Source organism: Paenibacillus sp. P46E (assembly GCF_001909095.1).
GTDB lineage: Bacteria > Bacillota > Bacilli > Paenibacillales > Paenibacillaceae > Paenibacillus_AQ > Paenibacillus_AQ helianthi.
Genome location: NZ_LVYZ01000110.1, coordinates 21,221 through 44,498, shown reverse-complemented (window position 1 = coordinate 44,498; position 23,278 = coordinate 21,221). Strand labels below are relative to the sequence as shown.

The following is a 23,278-nucleotide window of genomic DNA, read 5'->3' as shown; positions in this document are numbered from 1 at the left end:
TGCTGATTAAGCATGAAGCCGGGGATACATAGGTGTAAGATGAACTGAGCTTGTAACGATATTCTGAATTTGGGGAGGGACGGATATGCAGCTATTGAATTTTTGGGAATCAGGAACGCTGCGTCTCGGTGTGAAACAGGCCGAAGGCATCCTGGATGTGGCGGCGGCATTGCATGCGGTGCCAGAGCGGGCTGCGGAAGCTGTTCCGGCAACGCTGAGAGAACTGCTGGACGGAGGAGAGGCGGCGCTCGGCCGTTTGCGCGAATTCGTAGGTGATCTGTCTGTCCAGGGCGAAGGAGCCTTTTATAAAGAGGAAGACTCGCTTGAATTCGCGCCTTGTGTGGCAGATCCCGGCAAAATCATTTGTATCGGGTTGAACTACCGCAGACATGCCGAAGAGACCGGAATGCCGCTGCCGGAATATCCGATTCTTTTCAGCAAATTTACGAATAGCCTGGCCGGACACGGCACGGAAGTTCCGCTTCCGGGCACCACGCAGAAGGTCGATTATGAAGCTGAGCTGGGCATTGTGATCGGTCGGACAGCGAAGAACGTAAGCGAGGAAGAGGCGCTTGATGCGGTGTTTGGTTATTTTGCTGCAAATGATCTCTCCGCACGTGATCTGCAGACGCGCACCAGCCAGTGGCTTGCAGGCAAATCGTGCGACCGGTTTGCTCCAGCCGGGCCTTATGTGGTAACGAAAGACGAGGTGGGCGATCCCGGTTTACTGCGCATCAGAAGCTCGGTGAACGGGGAGATCCGGCAGGACTCCAATACCTCGGACATGATTTTCAATTGCCAGCAGATCATCAGCTACATCTCCGGGTGCATGACGCTTTCGCCAGGGGATATCATTCTTACAGGAACCCCGGAGGGGGTTGTGATGGGATATCCGCCGGAGCAGCAGATTTACCTGCAGCCGGGTGACGAGGTTACGGTGGAGATCGAGAAGCTAGGGAGTCTAACGAACCGCATGATAGCTGATAAGTCTTAAGTGTGGTGAGGTGCTGCAGAGTGATAAGCGCTGTCACCCTAGCGTTCGTATGGATATAGGATGATAAATAAGAAGGAGCTGTTCATTTGCAGAGCTTGCAGATGGGCGGTTCCTTTTTTTTGACAGCACAAAATAACGGGAAATTCGTCCATTGACCTGTGAAAATGGTCCGAAACTGTCTTACCGCTCTCGCAGAAGGCCAAGCGGTCCTCTCTCCCGGCGAAGATTCGTTATGCACTAAGATGAAAGCGTAAACAAAAATTCAGGTAGAGGAGATTCGATATGGGGGTACCTTCAGGCGAGCTGCTCCGCGGTGTGGGTCCGGTCCGGCCATCCCGCAGCAAGCTGCAGAATAAATACAAACTGTTTCTAATGGCGCTTCCTTTTCTTGTAGTGACCTTAGTTTTCTATTATCTGCCGGTTAGCGGGTGGATCTACGCCTTTTATGATTTCATCCCCGGCATTCCGCTGTCGGACACGCCGTATGTAGGGCTGAAGTGGTTCAGGACCATTGTTGCCAATCCTACGCAGACAGCAGAGGTGCTGCGCGTACTGAAGAACACGGTAGCCATGAGTTCACTCGGGCTGGTGACCTCCGTCTTTCCTGTTATTTTCGCCATACTGCTGACGGAGATACGGGCAGGCTGGTACCGAAAGTTCGTGCAGACACTGACGACGATACCGAATTTTATCAGCTGGATTCTGGTCTATGCCCTGGCCTTCTCACTATTCTCGGTCGACAACGGAGTGGTGAACCACATTCTGATACAGCTGGGCTTCGTGAATGAGGAATTCAATTTCCTCGCCTCCAGCTCGCATATTTGGGTGACGATGATTGCCTGGTATTGGTGGAAGTCCCTGGGTTGGGGAGCTATTCTCTACCTGGCGGCCATTGCCGGCATCGACCAGGAGCTGTATGAAGCGGCAGAAGTAGACGGGGCCAGCCGGTTCCGCAAAATCTGGCATATCACCGTTCCAGGCCTTATCCCGACCTTTTTCGTACTGTTGCTGCTCTCCATCGGGAACTTTGTCAACAACGGCATGGAGCAGTATTTTGCCTTCCAGAACGCCATGAACAAGGATGCGATAGAGGTGCTGGATTTATACGTGTACAATATCGCGTTTGCCAACAATTTTCCGTTCGCCACTGCGGTCAGCATGCTGAAGTCGGTCGTCAGTGTAATTCTGCTGTTTGCGGCCAATACACTTTCTAAGGTTGTGCGCGATGAATCGATTATTTAAGGACGGTGATTCCAGTTGCGTAAAAAGCTAAAACCCGGCGATGTCCTGTTCCAGGGAATCATCTATGTGCTCTTTGGATTATTCACCCTGAGCTGCATCTATCCGTTCTATTACTTGTTCATCAACACCATCAGCTCCAATGAGTTCAGCGCGGCAGGGTATATCAAGTTCTATCCGCAGCAGATCCATTTTGACAACTATTCCAAGGTGTTGCGGATTAGCGGGCTCAGCCATGCGGCTCTGGTCTCGGTCTACCGGACTGTAGTGGGTACCTTGCTCACGGTGGGCGCCTCGGCCTTTCTCGGTTATCTGTTCACGAAGAAGGAGATGTGGGGCCGTCAGGTCTGGTACCGCAGCGTCGTCGTCACCATGTATTTCAGCGCAGGGCTGATTCCCTGGTACATTACGATGCACAACCTGCATTTGACCAACAACTATCTGGCTTATATTCTGCCGACGATCATTACTCCGTTCAACATCATTCTTGTCAAAACCTTTGTCGAGGCGATTCCGCCCTCGCTGGAGGAGTCGGCAGCTATGGACGGCGCAGGATATCTGCGGTCCTTCTGGAGCATTATCGTTCCGCTGACCACCCCGATTCTGGCAACCATTACGATTTTCTCGGCGGTCAACCAGTGGAACTCCTTCATTGATACGGCATTCCTGATGACGGACACCAAATATTTCACACTGCAGTTCCTGCTCTGGAGATACCTGAATGAGTCCAGCTCGCTGGCCGCGCTCATCCGAAGTTCCCCGGATATGGCGGCCAGTGTACAGAACATGCAGACGCCAACCTCTGTGCGGATGACGGTGACGATGATCGTTGTGCTGCCCATTCTGATTGTATATCCGTTTTTCCAGCGTTTTTTTGTCAAAGGCATCATGATCGGCGCCGTCAAGGGCTGACCGGTCCGTAAAAGCAGGTATGACTGGAGTTCGGCTCTGCCGGCAGGCAGAGCTTTAACTTAGGAGCACTCTTCACATTTTACCAATTCATTAGGGGGTATGACGCAATGAGAATAAAAAAGCTGCCGCTTCTTCTGCTTAGCATGATTATGGTGCTGGTTCTGGCATCCTGCAGCGGAGGGAACGGGAATTCGGGCAAGACGAACACAGCGAAGGCTACGGATAAGCCAACAGCTGAAGCAACCAATGCTGCAGCGGAAACGGCAGCGCCTAGTGATGGGGCACCCGACCATTCCAAGCCGCTGAAGCTGACGGTATTCTCGACCACAGCCAACTATGCAGGTCCGCAGACCGGCTGGTTCGCCAAATTGATCAAAGACAAGTTCAATATTGAGCTGGATATCGTAGCCTCCAATCTGACTGGCGGTGACACCAAAATTTCGGCAATGATGGCTTCCGGTGATCTCGGCGATATTATCATCTTCGGGGATGACAAGAACCACTATCCGAATGCCATTAAGGGCAATCTGCTGCTGGATTGGACCAAGGACGGGCTGCTCGACAAGTACGCCCCGGATATTGCGAAGCAATTTCCCAAAGCTATTGAGAAAGCAAAGGTTGCTTTTGGCGGCGGCAGTGCGGTCTACGGGATGGGAAACAGTGTGGCGACGAACCCATCTGGACCTTCCGAGGGCAAGGATATGACCTGGGGACCGGACCTGCGCTGGGATCTGTATCAGCAAATCGGAGCTCCGGAAATCAGCAAGATCGAGGACTATCTGCCGGTGCTGAAGAAGATGCAGGAGCTGGAACCCAAGAATGAGCTGGGTAAAAAAACCTATGCGTTCTCCCTCTGGTCCGACTGGGACGGCAACTATAAAATGACGCTGGCGAAACAGTTCGCCAATATGATGGGCTATGATGAAATCCCTGACACTGCCCTTTATGTCAAAGCGGATGAAGAGAAATATTATGATTTCCTCTCCGACGACAGCTGGTACATGAAATCGCTCAAGCTCTATTTTGAAGCCAATCAGATGGGACTGCTTGATCCCGATTCACTGACACAGAAATTTGATGATGTGGTTGCCAAATACAAGGATGGCCGTCTGCTCTTCTCCTGGTTCCCGTGGCTGGGTGCTGCCAACTACAATACACCGGAAAGAACGGCAGAAGGCAAGGGCTTTGCTCTTGTACCATTCAAGGATGAGCTGATGTATTCCACAGGCTTCAATGTCTATGGCGGCAACGGGATCATCTCCATCGGCGCGAAGGCCAAGGACCCGGCGCGGATTATGGAATTCATTAACTGGATGTACACACCAGAAGGCGCGATGATCTCAGCAGGCAGCGGAACAGCGGTACCGAACGGACCGAAGGGACTGACCTGGGATATCGACAGCAGCGGCAAGCCGGTTGTTACTGACTTCGGCTGGAAGGCGTACGCGGATCAGCAGAACACCAAGGTTCCGGATGAATATGGCGGCGGGGACTACTACTACGGCTCGAATCAGATGAACTTCTCATTCGTGGTTCCGGCCATGGTGAATCCGCAGACCAGTGAGCCTTATGACCACAATTTGTGGAAAACATCCCTGGAACGCAACCCATCGAAGCTGGATAGTGACTGGAGAGCAAAGATGGGCGTACTGACGGCGAAGGAATATTTTGAGAAAAATAATCTGCTTGCCGTTGCCCCTCAGGGCTTCACAGGGAAAGAACCGCTCACCATGGATAAAACGCTGGAGCAGAAAAATAAGCAAATCGGTACGGTGATTCAGCAAATTTCCTGGAAAATGGTCTTTGCCAAGAACCAGGCTGAATTCGACAAGCTGAACAAAGAAATGCATGACAAAGTGAATGGCCTAGGATATGCCGATGTGATGGACTTCTCCGTTAAGAAAGCACAGGAGCTGTTTGAGGCCCGTAAAAGTGTAAAGTAAGCCATTCTGGCAAATAGGAGCAAGGCAGGGCGGTGATGAAGCTGCTCTGCCTTATTCTGTTCGAGTTAGCGTAAATCTGGTATTCTATCAGTATTGGATAAAACGCTTTCATTGGAGGAGAAAAAGGACGTGCGGATGCTCAAAAGGAACGCTGGTAGGCATGCTCCGGCAAGCCATTCCCTGCGGACGACCTTAGTAATCTACCTGCTGGTCGGAACACTGCTGCCGCTGCTCATTGTCGGAATGGTCTCGTATACTTCAATCTATTCCATTCTTTCCGGCAAAATCGGTAGCGGCATCAGCGCAAGTCTGCGGCAGGAAGCGCTCAGCCTGGAGAATGCCATCGATAATCTGGATTTCGCCTCTAAGCAGTTTGCGCTGGACGGTCAAATCGTAGCAGAGATGTCGTCCTTTCTGGAGGAGAAGCAGATCTACCGCAAATCCCAGATCATGAATTCCATCAATGAGAAGATCAATCTCGTGAATTTCACCAATCCCTACATCGGGCTGACGGCCTATATTATGCCGGGCAGCGAGGACCCGGTGCTGTTCACCAATATGAGCACAAGGCGGAATTTCGATATCAGCCGGCTCCCATCCTTTATGCGTTACAACGGGGCTGATTATTACGGGCCCCACGGGACGATGTATGTGGTTGGCGACAATGTTGTGTTTTCGGAGCGGAGAATCGTCCGGGTGAACGGCCAGCATGATCTGTATGTGTATCTGGAGACGAACTACAGTCTGCTGCGCAAAATTTTTAATCCGCAGGCTTACGGGATGCAGGTGAATCATCTGCTCGTCAATCAGGACGGCACGGCAACGAATATCATTGACGGTCAGGTGCCTGCACGGGTTGTGGATGCTGCCGGCACAGGCACAGGGGCTGCCCATGAGGAGCTTGACGGCTATCATCTGTTCCGTTATGAGAGTCCGCAAGGATGGAAGCTTGTAGCTGTCGTTAAGAAATCAGTGTTTAACAGTGAAATTTATTCCTGGTTCTACAAAATGATTCTGCTCGCCCTGTTAACGCTGCTGTTTGCCGGAATGCTGGCCTGGCTCATCTGGAGAAGGATCTATGGCCCATTGCGTAAGGTAAACCTCGAAATTATCCGAATGGCGGAGAATGTAACGGCTCCGGTAGCCTTCACCAATGTCGAGGAGTTCGACTTTGTGCTGACGAACTTTCAGCAGATGAAGGATCAGGTCAACGAGCTAATCCTGGCTGTAGCCCGCAATGAGAAGCAGAAAAGCCAATTTGAAATCGAGAAGCTGCTGAGCCAGATCAACCCTCATTTTCTCCATAACACACTGAATACAGTGCAATGGCTCGCAAGGCTGAACGGCCAGAAGGAGATCGACAAGCTGGTTACGCTGCTGGTGAAGGTGCTCCATTATAATCTTGGCAAACAGAGTATTATCGTTACGATTGGCGAGGAGATTGAAGCGATCCGCAATTATATGGAGCTGCAGCGAATCCGTTATGATTATGAGTTTGAATTCAATGTGCTGGCAGAAGAAGCAGTGCTGAGTGCAGCGGTTCCGCGCTTTCTGCTCCAGCCTCTGGTTGAAAACTCGATCTATCATGGACTGAGCGACAACGGCAGGGTAGATGTCATTATTACGGCTCATGGTCCGGGGGAAGTGCAGCTGTGTGTCAGGGATAACGGAACAGGTATGGATGAGGTCCAGATCGGGGAGCTACTGGCTGACGGTGAAGTTGGAAAGCGCGGGCTTGGGATTGGCTTCTCCTACGTCATGCGTATGCTGAGGATGTATTACGGGGAGCGGATGACCCTGCAGATTCACAGTGCAGTAGGGGAAGGAACCACCATCTCCATTATCATTCCCATTAAAGGCAAGGAGGACTTCGATGATTAAAGCTGTTGTAGTCGATGACGAGCGCCTGGTGCGCAAAGGCTTCATCTCGCTGATTGACTGGTCGTCCTTCGGGGTGGTGATCGTCGGCGAAGCCGGTGACGGTAACGCTGCACTGTCACTGCTCCTGGAGCAGGAGGCAGACCTTTTATTTGTCGATCTGACCATGCCCGGTATGTCCGGCTTTGAGCTGATCCGGCAGGTGCGCCAACGCTTTCCGGCTATCCGCTGTGTGGTGCTGACCTGCCATCATGAATTTGATTATGTACAGGAGGCGCTGCGCCTCGGAGCCGTTGATTACATTGTGAAAACCCTGCTGGAGGTGGAAAATGCCGATGAGACCATCCGCCGGCTGGTTGAGCGTGTGAAATGGGAAGACAGCACGAGGGAGCTGCTGGCACGCGGAGAGGGCCGGGTAGTGGCCGCTGACCTGGCGCTGATCTATCTTCCACGGCTGCAAGGTGGTAATGAAGAAGAACTGTTTCGGCTTGCCGTAACGAAGAATAATCCGCTGATCGCTATTCAGGACATGTGGATGACCCCGCTGCTGAGCCGTTTTACAGTGGATGAAGCCTGTATGGAGTTCACAAGGGTACTTGGCGGACGATGGCGGGCGGCGCTGGTTAACGGGCTGAGAGACCGGCAGCTTCAGGAAGTTGAATATGTGCTCGGCAAGACGCTGCGGCAAGCGCTTTTTTATTATGGCGGGGCGGAGGAGCCTGCCCGCCTGAATTTTGGAGAGCTGAAGCGGATGGCCGGTGAGCGGCATCCCGCAGGAGAAGAGATTTTGGCTGAAGGGCTGAATCTGAGATGGACGCTGGACCGTGAAGCTTGGGAAATGTTCACCTCCAGGGTGCAGCAGCTTCAGCCGGGGCATGATCAGATTACGGCATTCAGTCAATCACTGCTCCAGGACTGGAGCCGGCTAATCCTGAAGGCAGAAGAATCAGAACAACTGGAAACCTCGGTTAACGGAAACTTGAACTGGTATCAATGGAAAAACTGGCTCCGGCAGTTCTCCGGGTGTGTCCAGCGGCGGATGCTTGAGCTCGGACTGAGCAAAGAGGTCATGTTCTGTCTGATTCGTGCAGTCCGCTTCATGAGAACCCATGCAGGAGATAAAATCAACCAAGGGGATGTAGCCGCCGAGATCAATATGAGCAGAGGCTACTTCAGCCAGTGTTTTGCCCGTTTTGCCGGGGAGACTTTTGGAGAGAGTCTGCGGAGCATGCGTCTGGAATTGGCCAAAACCCTTCTGCTGGAGACTCATTATCCGGTATGTGAAATCGCAGGCAAATCTGGATTTGAGGATGACCGTTACTTCAGCAGGCTATTTCGTGAACATGTCGGCAAGCTGCCAAGCGAATATCGTGCGGAGGCGATGGAGAGGTGAGGAGAATGGTGCAATATGTTCTTGCCGCTGCGGCGCTGATCTCCCTGACGGCTTGCCGGGGAGGCGGTATGCCGGTTACCGGCTCAGCAAGTGCCGCAAATCCGGCAAATCATGCAGATGCGGCTGCTTACGGGAGCTATGAGAATCCGGTCATGATGCGGATTGGCTTCAAAGTGCCCGATTCCCGGCTCAATACGGGAGACAGCAACGACAATAACCCGATTTCACGATATTTGGAGAGTCTGACGAATATCAAAGTCATTCATTCCTGGGAAGCGAAGGGTGAAGAAACTTTTACACAAAAAGCGCAGCTGGCGATCGACAGCAACGATCTGCCGGATGCGATGGTGGTCGACAGAGACCAGCTCAAAATGCTGATGGACAGCGATATGATTGCGGATCTGACCGAAATCTACAAGGAGTATGCTTCCGAGCTGATCAAGGATATGTATGATTCCACCCATGGCGAAGCGCTTCGGGATGCCTCCCGGAACGGCAGACTGTACGGTCTGCCTAACGTGGCGATTAACGCGGATTCACCGTCCCTGCTGTGGGTCCGTCAGGATTGGCTGGACAAGGTGGAGCTGCCGGCTCCGCGCACCTTTGAGGATATTGAAGCCATTGCCAAGGCATTTATCGAGAAAGACCCGGATGGAAACGGCAAGCGGGACACCGTAGGCTTAAGCGCCTATAACAATATTGTGTACGGCACAAAACCCCATGTCAACGGATTAGATGCCCTATTCAGCGCATTCCATGCCTTCCCCACCAATTGGATCAGGGATAGCAAGGGGCATATTGTTTATGGTTCGATCACCCCGGAGACCAAGGAGGCACTGGGCAAGCTGGCCGACTGGTATAAGCGGGGGCTCATTGATCCTGACTTTGCCTTGTATAAGGAAACACAGGAACCGATTATTTCCGGTAAATCGGGGATGTTCTTCGGCCCATGGTGGATGCCTTATTATCCGCTGTCGGAGGCTGTTGCTGCGGATACCAAGGCGGAGTGGAGGGCCTATGCCGCCCCGCTGGATGCATCCGGCAAATTCGTGACCCATATGGCTCCGGTCACCGACCGCTATCTGGTGGTCCGCAAGGGTTATGAGCATCCTGAAGCCGTAGTGAAGCTGCTGAATGCCTTCACCCGGCTGGAGCGTAGAAGAGATCCGAATGAGGAGGCGGTTCGAAGCCTGGATGATTTCTCGGCGCAGACCGGCATTCAGCCTCGGGCGTATTACCCGTTCGATCTGCTGATTGATTATGCAGACGCTATCGAAAAGCATTATGCGGATGTGCAGCAGGCGGTTCACGGCAAGATTGATCCGGATTCACTGGACCCTGACACCAGACTGCTCTATGAGCACTGGCTTGCAGAGGAGGAGCAGCCCAAAAAAAATCTGGAGGGCTGGAAAGCGGCAAATGCCTACAAATACGGAGTCGCAGTATTGTCTACAACAGCGATCGAGAGAGTACGCAGTGTCTATTACGGAAGTACACTTCATATGCGGAGCAAATGGCCTGAACTGCAGAAGCTGGAGAGCGAAACCTTCCTGAATATCATCGTGGGTGATTCGCCTCTCAGTGATTTTGACCTCTTTGTAGCCCAGTGGAAACGTATGGGCGGAGAGGCCATAACCCAAGAGGTTACGCAGCTTGCAGGCAGCACTTCCACGAGCCGGTAGCGACATGCGGCAACAATCTGCTAATTGACGTTGGAGGGACTGAACACTGAAGTATGGTATCCCATAGCAGAAATATAGGCCGGAGTCCCCTATAAGGAGGATTCCGGCCTGTGCTTTGTGTTAGTAGGTCTTAATCTACAGCTGTACTCATGATGCGGCGCTGACGTTGCTTGCACTTATGTTCAGAGGTTCTCTGAATTTTTATAGACCTTTTGGAGTAAAATAACGAGCTGGTCTACCTCATCCACAGTGAAGTCGAGGGTAAGCTTGCGGTTCAGCTCTGCCAGGACCGATTGCAGCACCGGGGCGAACTCCACTGCCTTAGCTGTCGGATAGAGCAGGGATGAACGCCGGTCTGTGGGATCGGTTCTGCGCTCAATGTATCCGGCTTCCTCAAGCAGCTTCACTGAGCGGGCGGTAGTGGCTTTATCGAATTTCATTTCGCTTGTCATTTGATCCTGTGTAATACCCGGATGGTTCAGAATCAGCTTCAAGAAGCTGTGCTGCCCGCCGCTGCCGATGCCATAAGGCAACAGTTCTTTGACCAGCCACTTTTGGTGCTGGCGATGAAGCTGGGAGATTAGCTTGCCGATGGGTTCTCTTTTCAAATTCAACTTGCACACCTCTTTGGTCAAAATCCTGCAGTCAGCAGGCTCAACTCAAAAATATAAGGATGTATAGGTTTCACGCTATAAATCATCCTTCTATTTCTCGCTGAAACGGATTCCGTCTCTTAAAAGGACGGCGAAGCCGTTTCCACTTGATAGTACATTAATATAGTTGCGCATGCAACTAAACTGGAGTACACTGGGAAAGATCAATTTGTTGCGGACGCAACTATATGCGAAAAATGTTCGAAGAGGGTGTTAAAGTTGAGTACAATCAGTGCAACTTATCAGGAGGATGCGGCGGTTCAGAAGAAACGCTGGATTATATTAATCGTTCTGAATTTGTTCACCTTTATGTCCACACTTGACGGAAGCATTGTGAATATTGCCTTGCCAGTGCTTGTAAAGAAGCTGCAGCTGCCGATGGCACAGGTCGAGTGGGTTACAACCGGTTATTTGATGGCGATTTGCGCAGCCATATTGTTCTTCGGAAAGCTGGGGGATATCGCCGGCAAGATCCGGATTTTCAAAATCGGTACCGTTATCTTTATCATCGGGTCACTGCTCTGCGGCCTGAGCGCAAGCCTTCCGTTTCTGATTGCATCCCGGGTCATTCAAGCGATTGGCGCTTCAATGACCATGGCCAACAGCCAGGGAATTGTCACAGATATTTTCCCGGCCACGGAGCGGGGCAAAGCGCTTGGGCTGATCGGAACCTTCGTTTCGCTCGGCAGTATAGCAGGTCCCAGTCTGGGCGGGATTATCGTCTCCGCATTGGGCTGGGAATATATTTTCTGGGTGAATGTTCCGATTGGCCTAATCGCTATTGTGCTCGGGTGGAAGGTTCTTCCGAAGGACCTGGTCCGGGTAAAATCCAGAATTGATCTTCCCGGAAGCCTGCTGTTTGCTATATTCATAGTGACCCTGTTCGCCGGTCTGCTGCTTGGACAGCAGCTAGGGTATGGGGACAGCCGGATTCTCTCGGCGTTGATTGCGGCAGCCGCAGCCTTTATTGTGTTTATTATTGTGGAGCTGCGCCGGACCCAGCCGCTCCTGCAGCTGTCGCTGTTCAAGAACCCCTTATTTTCACTCAGCATCCTGTGTGCGTTTCTGGTATTCGTGGCGAACTTCTGCTTTAACATTATTGCCCCGTTCTATGCACAGAACATGCTGAACCTGTCACCCTTCTATGCCGGCTTCCTGCTCATGCTGTTCCCGATTTCCATGGTCGTTGTAGCTCCGCTGAGCGGGGCCTTGTCTGATAAAATCGGCTCAGAGTTCTTAACCTTCGCCGGACTGATTGTGATGGTCATCGCTCAATTCGGCCTGGCCCGTCTGCATGACGGAAGCGCGGTAGCCCTGGTGGGTGTGTGGATCGCCATGCTAGGAATCGGCAGTGGTCTGTTCCAATCGCCCAACAACTCGCTGATCATGTCCAAAGTGCCGCGAACCCAGCTGGGATCGGCAGGCAGTGTCAACTCACTGGTCCGTAATGTGGGGATGGTAGTCGGGATCACCATTGCTACGACCATACTCTTTCATGTAATGAGCAATAAAGCGGGCTACCGGGTAACTGGCCTGATTCCGGACCGTCCGGATGTTTTCCTCTCCGGCATGCATGTCGTGTTCATGACTTCGTCGGCTATCTGTCTAGTTTCGGCACTGCTGACCGGCTGGCGGATGATCTCAATCAAAAAAGCCAAGAGGGCAAAGCGTACCGCGGTCTGATATTCCGGCTGCCTGATATGACAGTCCAGAGATGCTCATTTTGCAAGCCATATGTAAGCCAAAAGCCTTTCAGCCTGAGCTCAGGCCGGGAGGCTTTTCCTGGTTCAATCCTTATAGAAGGTTGATTCTTGTGCTTTGAAGCGGTTTGTCACAAATCAGCACGCCATATTGTCTTCATTATGTACACACATTATGGAGGCGATTAGAATGAGTTTAAGATTTAATTACAGAGCGGCAAATGAACAGGCTTTCCGGGCGATGATGGCCATGGAGCAGCATGCGGGCGGACGGATCCAGGATAAGGTATTATATGAATTAGTGAAAATCAGGGTCTCCCAGATCAACGGCTGCGCCTTCTGTCTGGATATGCACGCCAAGGACTTAATGAAACTGGGCGATTATGCAGACCATATTTTGCTGCTTAGTGTGTGGCATGAAGTTCCGCTGTTTACAGAAAAGGAAAAAGTGCTGCTTGAGTTTGCTGAGGCCGTTACCCTTATCAGTCAAGAGGGTGTTCCCGTGGCACTATATGACAAGGTTATGGAACACTTCAGCCAGGAGGAATATGTGGACTGGATTCTGGCGATCAATACGATCAACAACTGGAACCGGATCGCGATTTCTACCGGAATGTATCCGGGTTGTTTTAATTAAAATAGCGGCGAGTCATTAAGCACAGGAGGGACAGCAGTGAAAGACCAGGGAAGCAAGGCGGGGATTCGAACGGGTCCGGAGACCGTGGGGGGGAGCCTCATGGAGGAGCTGTACCGCAGTTATTATCGTTACGCCTTCTCGATTGCTTACAGAATGCTCGGAACCGTAGCCGATGCAGAGGATGCCGTACAGGACTGCTTTGCAGAGCTGCAGCGCCGGGAACCCGGCGGTATTCAAAATATGAAGGCTTATGTGGCCAAGGGCATCACTAACCGCTGCCTGAATATGCTTAGCTCGGCGCGCAGCCGCAGGGAGACATATGTTGGCGAGTGGCTTCCGGAGCCGGTAAGTGAGGCGGATGACGGGCCCGAAGCGTCAGCGGAACGGAAGGATACCCTGTCTTATGCTTTTCTGGTGCTGCTGGAGCGTCTAACCCCAACCGAAAGAGCTGTGTTTGTGCTGAGGGAGGCTTTTCAGTACGAATATGATGCCATAGCAGAAATGGTCGGCAAATCTGAGAGCAACTGCCGGCAAATCTTTAGCCGGGCGAAGCGGACGCTTCAAGCCAGACCGTCTTCGGCACTGCAACCGGCTGCCGGCAATGGTACTTCAAGAGAACAGCTGCTGCGCAGGTTCACAGCGGCATTTACTGCATATGATGTTGGCGGAATGCTTGAGCTGCTGGCTGAGCAGCCTGTACTTATCGGCGATGGAGGCGGACAGGAAGTGCATACCATTCTTAGGCCTATGGCAGGACGTAAGGGCGTGCTGGCTCTTCTGACCTCACGGCGGGTATTGAAACAGATGCGCGAATGGGAAATTGCAATGGACTGGATCAACGGTGAGCAGAATCTTGTGTTCAGGCAGCAGGGAGTGGTTAGAGCCGTACTCTGCCTGGCGCTGGACAAGAGTGGAGAACAGATTCAGGAACTATATCTGATGATGGCTGCCAGCAAGCTGGGTCATGTTTAACCGGTGTCCATAGAGGCCTGCGATGAACATGAGCATTGGAGGCTTCTCCATAAACGTAAGGTCAATAAAAAAGCGCCGTCTCCCCGTTGCCCGGGCAGGCGGCGCTTCTTCATGGATCTAGTTCTTGAAGCTGTGTATCGGAGCGGGGATACGTCCGCCCCGGTTCACGAATCCTGAGCAGTCGAACTTGTTCACGGCCATAACTGGCGCGTAGCCGAGCAGCCCGCCGAATTCAACCATTTCGCCGACTTCCTTACCGATGACCGGAATCACGCGAACCGCTGTAGTCTTGTTGTTAACCATGCCGATAGCGGCTTCGTCCGCAATGATTCCTGCGATGGTTTCTTTGCTTGTGCTGCCAGGAATAGCAATCATATCGAGCCCGACCGAGCAGACGCAGGTCATTGCTTCCAGCTTCTCCAGCGTCAGCGCCCCGCGCTGCACCGCCTGAATCATGCCATGGTCTTCGCTGACCGGGATAAAGGCGCCACTGAGTCCTCCGACGTAGGAGGAAGCCATAACGCCGCCTTTTTTGACATTGTCATTCAGAATGGCGAGCGCGGCTGTTGTGCCGGGCGCTCCCGCTTCCTCCAGCCCCATGACCTGGAAGATCTCGGCGATAGAATCACCGATTAGCGGAGTGGGTGCCAGAGACAGATCGATAATGCCAAAAGGTACGTTCAGCCGTTTGGACGCTTCCTGGGCTACCAGCTGACCCACACGGGTAACCTTAAAGGCGGTCCGCTTGATCGTCTCGCATAGAGTCTCGAAGTCTTGGCCCTTCACTTCCTCCAATGCCCGCTTGATTACACCCGGACCGCTAACACCTACGTTGATTACACATTCGCGTTCACCGACCCCGTGGAACGCACCCGCCATGAACGGGTTGTCCTCAACCGCATTGCAGAAGACCACCAGCTTGGCACAACCGATGGAATCGCGGTCCTTGGTACGTTCCGCAGTCTGAAGAATAATATCGCCCATCAGCTTCACTGCGTCCATATTGATCCCGCTGCGCGAGGAGCCGACATTCACAGAAGAGCAGACTCTTTCTGTAACTGCCAGCGCTTCAGGGATACTGTCGATCAGAATCCGGTCACCTTTGGTGCAGCCCTTCTGGACAAGAGCCGAGAAGCCGCCAATGAAGTTTACGCCAACCTCTTTTGCTGCCTTGTCCAGAATTTCGGCCACCGGCACATACGAATCGGTATGAATGGCGCCAGCGGCGATAGAGATCGGGGTCACCGAAATCCGCTTGTTGACAATGGGTACCCCGAATTGCCGTTCCAGATCCTCACCGGTTTTCACCAGCTTCTCCGCGGAGCGGGTGATTTTGTCGTAGACATTTTGGTTGAACACGCGCATATCCGTGTGGGCACAGTCCATGAGGCTGATTCCCATAGTGATCGTACGGACATCCAGATTCATTTCCCGGATCATTTTATTCGTTTCCTGCACTTCGCCAATTGAAATCATAGGTTTAACTCCTTAAATTATATTCACATCTATTGTCTTCAGCCGTCTTAAATCCGGTGCATAATATTGAAGATATCTTCATGCTGGAGCTTGATTTCCACACCGATCTCTTCGCCCACATGCTGCAGATCTTCCACAATCTCTTCAAAAGATTTGCTGGGTGCAGAAATATCTACGATCATCATCATATTGAAATAATCCTGTACGATCGTCTGTGAGATATCCAGAATGTTCAAATTGTGTCCTGCGAGATAGGTGCATACTTTTGCGATAATACCAACTTTGTCTTTACCCAGTACTGTGATAATCCCCTTCAATGAAAAAGCCTCCCATTATTTATTTAATATTTTTCTAGTGCTTTGTTCATCCGCCGCTTTAACGGAATGAACCGTTTCAATTATTATGGCAAAGGAAAGGAGAATCGACAACCGAAGTTTTTTTGTCCATCTGAGTAGAGATTTGATCTTAAGCTCCATTTTACATAGAATACAGTTGACAGAGTTAAGAAGCTATGGTTACTGGCTTGTAATATATTAGCAGCTCGAAGGAGTTATGATGACAACGAGAAAATACAAAGAGCTGGTAGAGCAGCGTACCAGACAAACCCTCCAAACATGGTCTGCACAAGAAGTTGTAAGTGAAAAGGATATTTATCGTTTCCTCCATAACTTGAAAGGAACCGCCGGAACAGTAGGCCTTATCAAAGTCGAAAAGCTGGCAGACAGCACGTTACTCTATTTCTCAGAGGATATCCATCGCTGCTGGCCGGAAGAGGAGTGGGGAGAATATCTATACCCTCTGCTGGAGCTTTTTGGCGACGATATGGATGCACATGATGGGCTGCTTGGCTCCCGTTCGCAGGAGTCCGGGCATATTCACGGCATGCCGATCCAGCAAGAAATTCTGATCATTGATGACGATGTTGAACTGGTTGCTTTTTTGCGGGAATCCCTGGAGAAGCAGTCCTATTATGTGAGTATTGCCTTATCCGCAGAACGCGGATTGAAGATATTTTACGAGGGCAAACCGGATCTGATTCTGCTTGATATCCTGCTCCCGGACCAAAGCGGGATTGATGTGCTGAAGCAAATCATCGGCAAGGCGAAGAAAGAGCGGATTCCCATTATTATCATCAGCGGTGAGCACACCAAGGATATTCAGATGTATGCCTACTCACTGGGCGTGATGGATTATATGCCGAAGCCGCTGGATATCGATTTATTCCTGGTGCTGATTAAGAACCGTTTTGACCTGAAGCGGGAATGGCAGGAATCGATTATCGTAGATGAGCTGACCGGAGCATTCAACCGCAGATATTTCAACCAGACCATGAAGCAGCTGATGTCGGATTTCCGCCGGACCGGCCGGATATTTTCTGTGGCCCTTATGGATCTGGATTATTTTAAGCTGGTAAATGACACCTATGGCCACCTGATCGGAGATGAAGTGCTGCAGACCTTTTCTGAAGTCGTGCGTCATTCGATTCGGGTAGAAGATACCTTTTGCCGATTCGGGGGGGAAGAGTTTGCCTTGTTCATGCCGAATACGGATGCAGTTTCAGCTTTGCTGGTCGTGGACCGGATCCAGCAGCAGCTTGCCGCAAGAACCTTTACTGCAAAAAAAGAGGAGTTTCAAGTGACTTTCTCGGGTGGTATTACGGAGGTCCGTGAGGTGTTAAATGAACCGGACAGGCTGATCGGGGAAGCGGACCAGGCACTTTACGTCAGCAAGAATACGGGACGGAATCGGACCACCCTGTATTCGGACAAGCTGGACACGGGCAAAGCCGAATCTCTGCTGAATGTGATTGTTGTGGACGACGATGCGCTGATCCGGCGGATTGTGACTCATCATTTTGCATCCTGGGACCCGGCCGGTATCGACTCTGTGAAGGTCAGCAGCTATGCCAGCGGTCCGCTGTTTCTGGAATCAGACTGGTATGCGCAAGGTGGCAAATATATTATTTTGCTGGATGGAATCATGCCTGAGCTGGATGGTCTGGAGGTTCTGGAGCGGATTCGCAGCAACTACCCTGAAGTGAATATTCTTGTAATCATGCTGACAGGAAGGAATAACCAGCGTGATATTATTCATGCTTTGCAGATGGGAGCCGATGATTATGTAGTGAAGCCGTTTCATCTGCCGGAGCTGCTGACCCGTATAGAGCGGTTGGCCCACAGATTTCTGTTCTAGAACAGAAGCCAACACAACATCAGGAGGAACAGAAGGGTGAGGATTGAATGCAAAAAGTACTTGTAGTCGATGATGAAGAGGTCCTGCGCATGCTGATTGAAGACACGCTGGAGGATCTGGAGAATGTAGAGATCCATACCGCCGAGAATGGCACAGAAGCGCTGGCCAAGCTGTCAGAGGAGCTATATGATCTGGTTATTCTGGATTATATGATGCCCGAGATGACTGGAATTGAAGTTCTCGAGGCACTGGGAAAAGATCAAAAAAGCGCCATGCCCATTCTGATGCTGACCGCCAAGGCGCAGGAGAACGACCGCAGTAAAGCCCGCGAGGCCGGTGCCCGCTATTTTATGCCGAAGCCTTTCAGCCCCATGGAGCTCCTGCAGATTGTGGAGGGCATTCTCAGTGAGAACAACGAAATCCTCTAATACCAGCATCAAAACGAAATATTATCAGATCATTACGCTGTTGTTCGTGCTCATTGTACTGACAGTGAGTGTCCTCTTCTTTTATATTAATACCCAGCAGAGCCGGCTGAAATCGGAACGGGAGGTCCTGCAGACCAAAGCGAATATCATAAATGAACTGGCCGGGACGCTGAATGAAGTGTTTTTCCGGGCCAGAGGGTACGTCGCCTTGAAGAGCACCAGTGAGCTGGGTCTGCTGAATACGGCGCTTGAGAATCTGGATGGTATTCTGGATCAATACGCCGGGCTGAATCTGTCACCGGAAGAGGCGGAGTATCGGGACGCTTTATCCGCTTTTTATACCAATTACAAGAGTCAAACGCTGCCTAAAGTGATGCAGCTGGTCGGAAATGATGACTACGAAGGAATCCGGGCTCTCTCGCAGAGCGGCAGTACGCAGTCCGTGAATGATTTTCTCGCCTTTACCAAGGTCTTCAAGGAGAGCTCGGATCAACAGCTCAGTGATATGGCAGACCGTTCTATCCGGAGAGCTGACAGCTATACCGTTGCGGCCTTCGGCATTAGCGCCTTTTTGTTGCTGTTCTTTACCTTAATGATCTGGCGGGGGCTAAAAATTGTGATTGATCCGATTGTCCGGCTGGAGGAGGCTACCCATTCACTTGCTGCAGGTGAGGCGGTTCTGCTCGGCAAACTGCATAAGCAGGATGAGATTGGCCGCTTGTATGAGGCATTCCTGAACATGGTCCACAGCATTCAGGACAAGGAAGAAGAGCTGACGATGCAGAACGAAGAGCTGCATGCCCAGCAGGATGAGCTTGAGGACCAGCAGTTCAAGCTGGAGCGATCTTTAAGCGAAATTGAAAGCATGATGAAGGCACTCGATCAGACCTCGGCTGTCGGCATTCTGTCGGATAAAGGGCTGTTCACTTATGCGAATGACAACCTTAGCAGCTATACAGGCTACAGAAATTCCGAGATTATAGGCTACCCATTCCGGCTGTTTGAACTGCTGAATATCACTTTCTCCCAGCTTGAACAGATTATCAGTAAATTATCGACTGGCGGAAACTGGAGCGGGGAAATAGAAGTCCAGGTAAAGGATAGCACCGGAACCATATGGCTTCATATGACGGTCATGCCTTATTTGAACGATGAGGGCAAGGTCTACCAGTATATCCTCATCGCGAACAATATCACCTCCCTGAAAAGTGTGCAGCAGCAGCTGGCGGTTACCCTCCAGAATGCGGAGCAGACTACCTTCATGCTGGAGCGCTATAACCGGTTGAATCATGAGCTTACCTACACGCTGGATAAACAGGAATTTGCCGAGAAATTCAGCGGCTTCATGAATCAGATCTATGGCTTTGATTCCAGTCTGTTTCTGCTTGTCCAGGATAATATCACCGTTGTCAAAGGCGTGCCGCAAGCGAATGTGGAGCGGTACCTCGATCATAACCATTCTGAAATTCTGTACCGGCTGGGAGAGGAGCAATCCTATATTATCCAAAGAGTTGGCTCGCCGCGGGAACAGGGCATCTCTCCTGACGAAGTCTACTGTTATGATTACTACACTTCGGTTGTGGGCAGCAGCAATGAGATTCTGGCGGTCTTCTGCGGCAGCCGGATCGGCCGTACCTTCACCGAGGAAGAGCTCAGCGAGATCCAGGGACTGATGAGCCGGGTGGCGCTGGCGATCGAGCGGATCATGATGTACGAGGAAATCGAACATGGGCGCAAGCTGAACCGGGATATCGTGAACAATGTAAATGAGGGTATCCAGTTCGTCAATACCGAAGGTGTGATGCAGCATATCAACAAGGCGCTCAGTGAGCTCTTCCGTTATAGCGATTGGACCGAGGGTTCGCTGGTCCCTGCGGAGGATTGGCTGGAGGCATTCACCGGCAAGTCCAATGAATCTGCAGAACTGAGACAATTCTATGAGCATGCGATGTCCGAATCGGCCATGGATTCCAGCACGATGAAATATTCACTGGGCACCGAGGAGATTCAGCATGTCGATGTCTATGCCATTCCGGTTCTCCGCCGTGAAGACCGGATCGGTACGTTGTTCGTACACCGCGATATCACACGTGAATATGAGCTTGACCTGATGAAATCCGAGCTGGTCAGCACGGTTAGCCATGAACTGCGGACTCCGCTGTCCAGTGTTCTCGGCTTTACAGAGCTGCTGCTGTCCAAAACCATGAAGCCGGAGAAGCAGCTGAAATATCTGGAGACGATTCACAAGGAAGCGAAACGTCTGACCGAGCTGATTAATGACTTTCTGGATCTGCAGCGAATGGAATCGGGAACACAGCAGTATAATGTCGAACCGGCACACCTGAGTGAAATTGTGCTCGGCGTTATTGACCAATATAAGCTCAGCAGTACTCATCATATCCTTTTGGAGGACGACGCAGTGCTTGATGAGGTGACTGTTGACAAGGACAAGATCGTTCAGGTGCTTACCAACCTGCTGAGCAATGCCATCAAATTCTCGCCGGGAAGCCATGAAGTCAAGGTGCTGCTCCACAATGAGCCGAACCGGATTATCGTGCGGGTCCAGGATCAGGGGCTGGGTATTCCCAAGAATCAGATTGGCCAGCTGTTCCAGAAATTCAGAAGAGTGGATAACAGCGCGTCCAAGCGGATCGGCGGAACCGGACTGGGGCTTGCGATCTGTAAGGAAATTATTGAAAAGCACAAAGGGACCATCGGTATCGAGTCAGTGGAGGGTGAAGGCACTTCTGTTTGGTTCAGCTTGCCTATGGAATTTGCAGAAGACAGCAGGTATGTGGAGGAGACCGCCAAGTGGGGCGCGGATAAGGAACAGAAGCCCAATGTAATGATCGTTGAAGATGATTACAGCCTGTCCCTGCTGCTCTCCGAAGAGCTGAAGGGCAAGGGTTTCCGGGTCACCCATCATTACCATCCGCAAAAAGCATTCGACCAGGCGCTGAGATCATCTTTTGTGGCTATTGTCGTAGATCTGATGCTGGGTGTGGAGCTGGACGGGTGGGATCTGATCCGTATGCTCAAAAATGATCCCCGGACCGAACAGGTGCCGATTGTGATCTCCTCGGCGCTGGACAAGACGGATAAGAATATGCTTGAGAACGTGAAGACATATCTGACGAAGCCGTATCCGCCGGGAGAGCTGTCCAATACACTGCAGGAAATTGTTGAGATTCAGCTGAAGTCGGGAGAAGTCCTCTTTCCGGATAATGACTGCTAATATGGCTTGCCTTACAGTAGACTCTAAGGTATATAGTGATCTTGCAGCAGACAACCAATCAGGAATGCAAGGGAGGAAATGCGAGTGAAATACAGTTATTTGGGAAAATCCGGTTTAAAGGTCAGCCAACTATGTCTGGGCACCATGAATTTCGGTCCGGAAACCGAGGAAAAGGAAGCCTTCAGAATTATGGATGCTGCCTTGGATGCGGGCATCAACTTTTTTGATACAGCCAATGTGTACGGCGGCAATGACCGGCGCGGCTGGACGGAAGAAATTATCGGCCGATGGTTTCAGCAGGGAGGCGGCCGGCGCGAGAAGGTTGTTCTGGCTACCAAAGTCTACGGTGACATGTTCGACGAGCAGGACGGTCCCAATTCAGGTGCGGGTTTGTCAGCATACAAGATCAGACGTCATTTCGAAGGCTCACTGAAACGTCTGCAGACGGATCACATTGAACTGTATCAAATGCATCATATCGACCGGAATGTCTCGTGGGACGAGCTGTGGGGCGCATTTGAAATTCTGGTCTCCCAGGGCAAAGCTGATTACATCGGGTCCAGCAACTTTGCGGGCTGGCATATTGCCGCTGCCCAGGCAAAGGCCAAAGAACGCCATTTCCTGGGGCTTGTCTCCGAGCAGCATCTGTACAACCTGCTGGAGCGGACGCCGGAGCTGGAGGTCCTTCCGGCCTCCCAGGAGCTGGGTTTGGGAGTGATCCCATGGAGTCCTCTGGCTGGAGGCCTGCTTGGACGCAATGCGCTGTCCAAAAGTGGTGTGCGTAGTGCCCGTTCGGCCAAGCTGGAGAAGCACCGGAGCCAGCTGGAGCAATTCTCCGCGCTCTGTAAGGAGCTAGGGGAGCATGAAGATCAAGTGGCGCTGGCCTGGGTGCTGGCTAATCCTGCCGTTACCGCACCGATTATCGGGCCACGGACGATTGAACAGTTCGAAGACTCGCTGAGAGTCACCGAGATCGTGCTCGATGCAGATACGCTGAAGAAGCTGGACGAGATTTTCCCGGGACCGGGCCGTCCGGCACCGGAAGCCTACGCCTGGTAAATACTCCGGCGGAAATCAATATAGTATAACGGGCGCAGGAGCTGGACAGCGCGGGAGCATCCTTTGGGATATTCCCGCGTTTTTTTATTTTTCTCGCTAAGGCAGCGCTGTCCTTAAAAATAGCGGGTGTAGCCGTTTCTACTTGTTGGGCGCAGTAATCACCGGGCTTCGCCTCAAAGTCCAGATTGTTTTTACGGAGGCTGGCAAGGATGAATTCAGGGTCTTCCTGTGATAAGCTGAACAGTAAGAATGAACAGTATCGCTATTTTTGCCGAGTGCAGAGGGGGTGGCCATTACGCTTTTTTACTTAATATCCATATTGGTCGTTATAGCGGATCAGGCCGCCAAGTGGGCAGTACGCTCCAAGATGCAGCTGGGGGAAACCATTCCTGTGTGGAGCGGGCACCTGCAGTTTACGTATTACGAGAACAGTGGTGCAGCGTTCAGCTCTTTTCAGGGGTTCGGCCCGTATTTCGCCATTGTTGCGGCAGCGTTTGTTGTTGCGGTGTTCTATTACAGACGAAAGGGAGAACTGAGGGGACCTTTACTGGAAGCGGCGAGCGGTTTTTTGGTAGGCGGGGCAATCGGCAACGCCATTGATCGTGTCATTTACCATCAAGTAACGGATTTTCTGGTCTTTGGCAGCCGCGGCGGCATTCTTAATCTTGCGGACTTGGCGATCAACGCCGGAGGGCTGCTGGTTTTGGTACATCTGCTCAAGAAACCGCTGAAGCGTTTTTCTTTAAAAAGGTAAGACCTTCGGGCTGAATGTCCTTGGAATGACTATCCGGCATATCATTAGGCAGGTTTTGTGAAATTCTTGCTGCTTAATCGATAATGAAGTATCATTTTATCTAATAGAAGTTATCATAAAATGTAATGAA

18 protein-coding genes are annotated in these 23,278 nt (G+C 51.5%); 15 read left to right on the top strand and 3 right to left on the bottom strand.

Annotation, left to right across the window (positions count from 1 at the left end; all coding sequences use genetic code 11):
* Positions 1-85 precede the first annotated feature (85 nt).
* The 7 genes from A3849_RS31240 (at position 86) to A3849_RS31210 (ending at position 10,041) form a co-directional block, all read left to right on the top strand.
* Positions 86-994: a fumarylacetoacetate hydrolase family protein gene (locus A3849_RS31240; RefSeq protein ID WP_074114929.1), complete on the top strand. Its 909-nt coding sequence runs from the start codon at positions 86-88 to the stop codon at positions 992-994.
* A 282-nt stretch (positions 995-1,276) separates the two neighbouring features.
* Positions 1,277-2,236, top strand: a complete 960-nt coding sequence (locus A3849_RS31235) for an ABC transporter permease (protein WP_074114928.1) — start codon at positions 1,277-1,279, stop codon at positions 2,234-2,236.
* A 15-nt stretch (positions 2,237-2,251) separates the two neighbouring features.
* Complete coding sequence (locus tag A3849_RS31230) at positions 2,252-3,145, top strand: carbohydrate ABC transporter permease (RefSeq protein ID WP_074114927.1); 894 nt, start codon at positions 2,252-2,254, stop codon at positions 3,143-3,145.
* 107 nt (positions 3,146-3,252) lie between these two features.
* Positions 3,253-5,088 carry a type 2 periplasmic-binding domain-containing protein gene (locus A3849_RS31225; protein ID WP_074114926.1) on the top strand — a complete coding sequence of 612 codons (1,836 nt, stop codon included), beginning with the start codon at positions 3,253-3,255 and terminating at the stop codon, positions 5,086-5,088.
* Positions 5,089-5,223: 135 nt separating this feature from the next.
* Positions 5,224-6,969 carry a sensor histidine kinase gene (locus tag A3849_RS31220; protein WP_074115042.1) on the top strand — a complete coding sequence of 582 codons (1,746 nt, stop codon included), beginning with the start codon at positions 5,224-5,226 and terminating at the stop codon, positions 6,967-6,969.
* Entirely contained in the window at positions 6,962-8,359 is a 1,398-nt protein-coding gene (locus A3849_RS31215; RefSeq protein ID WP_074114925.1) for a response regulator transcription factor, read from the top strand. Before A3849_RS31220 ends, A3849_RS31215 begins: the two co-directional genes overlap by 8 nt.
* Positions 8,360-8,364: 5 nt before the next feature.
* Entirely contained in the window at positions 8,365-10,041 is a 1,677-nt protein-coding gene (locus A3849_RS31210; RefSeq protein WP_074114924.1) for an extracellular solute-binding protein, read from the top strand.
* 182 nt (positions 10,042-10,223) lie between these two features.
* Here A3849_RS31210 and A3849_RS31205 read toward each other — a convergent pair whose 3' ends face one another.
* Positions 10,224-10,649 (bottom strand): MarR family winged helix-turn-helix transcriptional regulator, encoded by a 426-nt coding sequence (locus A3849_RS31205; protein WP_074115041.1) that lies wholly within the window; start codon positions 10,647-10,649, stop codon positions 10,224-10,226.
* A 264-nt stretch (positions 10,650-10,913) separates the two neighbouring features.
* Between A3849_RS31205 and A3849_RS31200 the strand changes: the two genes are divergently transcribed.
* The 3 genes from A3849_RS31200 (at position 10,914) to A3849_RS31190 (ending at position 14,003) form a co-directional block, all read left to right on the top strand.
* Positions 10,914-12,377: an MFS transporter gene (locus tag A3849_RS31200; protein ID WP_074114923.1), complete on the top strand. Its 1,464-nt coding sequence runs from the start codon at positions 10,914-10,916 to the stop codon at positions 12,375-12,377.
* A 207-nt stretch (positions 12,378-12,584) separates the two neighbouring features.
* Positions 12,585-13,031 carry a carboxymuconolactone decarboxylase family protein gene (locus A3849_RS31195; protein ID WP_074114922.1) on the top strand — a complete coding sequence of 149 codons (447 nt, stop codon included), beginning with the start codon at positions 12,585-12,587 and terminating at the stop codon, positions 13,029-13,031.
* A 99-nt stretch (positions 13,032-13,130) separates the two neighbouring features.
* Positions 13,131-14,003: a sigma-70 family RNA polymerase sigma factor gene (locus A3849_RS31190; protein ID WP_074115040.1), complete on the top strand. Its 873-nt coding sequence runs from the start codon at positions 13,131-13,133 to the stop codon at positions 14,001-14,003.
* A gap of 117 nt (positions 14,004-14,120) precedes the next feature.
* Here the strand turns inward: A3849_RS31190 and A3849_RS31185 are convergent, their stop codons facing one another.
* Together A3849_RS31185 and A3849_RS31180 are read right to left on the bottom strand one after the other, a co-directional pair.
* Entirely contained in the window at positions 14,121-15,476 is a 1,356-nt protein-coding gene (locus A3849_RS31185) for a PFL family protein (RefSeq protein WP_256701156.1), read from the bottom strand.
* 50 nt (positions 15,477-15,526) lie between these two features.
* Positions 15,527-15,796 carry an ACT domain-containing protein gene (locus A3849_RS31180; RefSeq protein WP_074087745.1) on the bottom strand — a complete coding sequence of 90 codons (270 nt, stop codon included), beginning with the start codon at positions 15,794-15,796 and terminating at the stop codon, positions 15,527-15,529.
* A gap of 238 nt (positions 15,797-16,034) precedes the next feature.
* Here A3849_RS31180 and A3849_RS31175 point away from each other — a divergent pair, with 238 nt between their 5' ends.
* From A3849_RS31175 to lspA, 5 genes are all read left to right on the top strand, one after another.
* Positions 16,035-17,672: a GGDEF domain-containing response regulator gene (locus tag A3849_RS31175; RefSeq protein WP_074114920.1), complete on the top strand. Its 1,638-nt coding sequence runs from the start codon at positions 16,035-16,037 to the stop codon at positions 17,670-17,672.
* Positions 17,673-17,719: 47 nt separating this feature from the next.
* Positions 17,720-18,100: a response regulator transcription factor gene (locus A3849_RS31170; protein WP_074114919.1), complete on the top strand. Its 381-nt coding sequence runs from the start codon at positions 17,720-17,722 to the stop codon at positions 18,098-18,100.
* Positions 18,078-21,335 (top strand): ATP-binding protein, encoded by a 3,258-nt coding sequence (locus A3849_RS31165; RefSeq protein WP_074114918.1) that lies wholly within the window; start codon positions 18,078-18,080, stop codon positions 21,333-21,335. The genes A3849_RS31170 and A3849_RS31165 overlap by 23 nt, the downstream gene beginning before the upstream one ends.
* Before the next feature lie 84 nt (positions 21,336-21,419).
* A complete protein-coding gene (locus A3849_RS31160) occupies positions 21,420-22,394 on the top strand; it encodes an aldo/keto reductase (protein ID WP_074114917.1) in 975 nt (324 codons plus the stop codon).
* A gap of 286 nt (positions 22,395-22,680) precedes the next feature.
* Complete coding sequence (gene lspA, locus A3849_RS31155; protein WP_256701132.1) at positions 22,681-23,148, top strand: signal peptidase II; 468 nt, start codon at positions 22,681-22,683, stop codon at positions 23,146-23,148.
* Positions 23,149-23,278 lie beyond the last annotated feature (130 nt).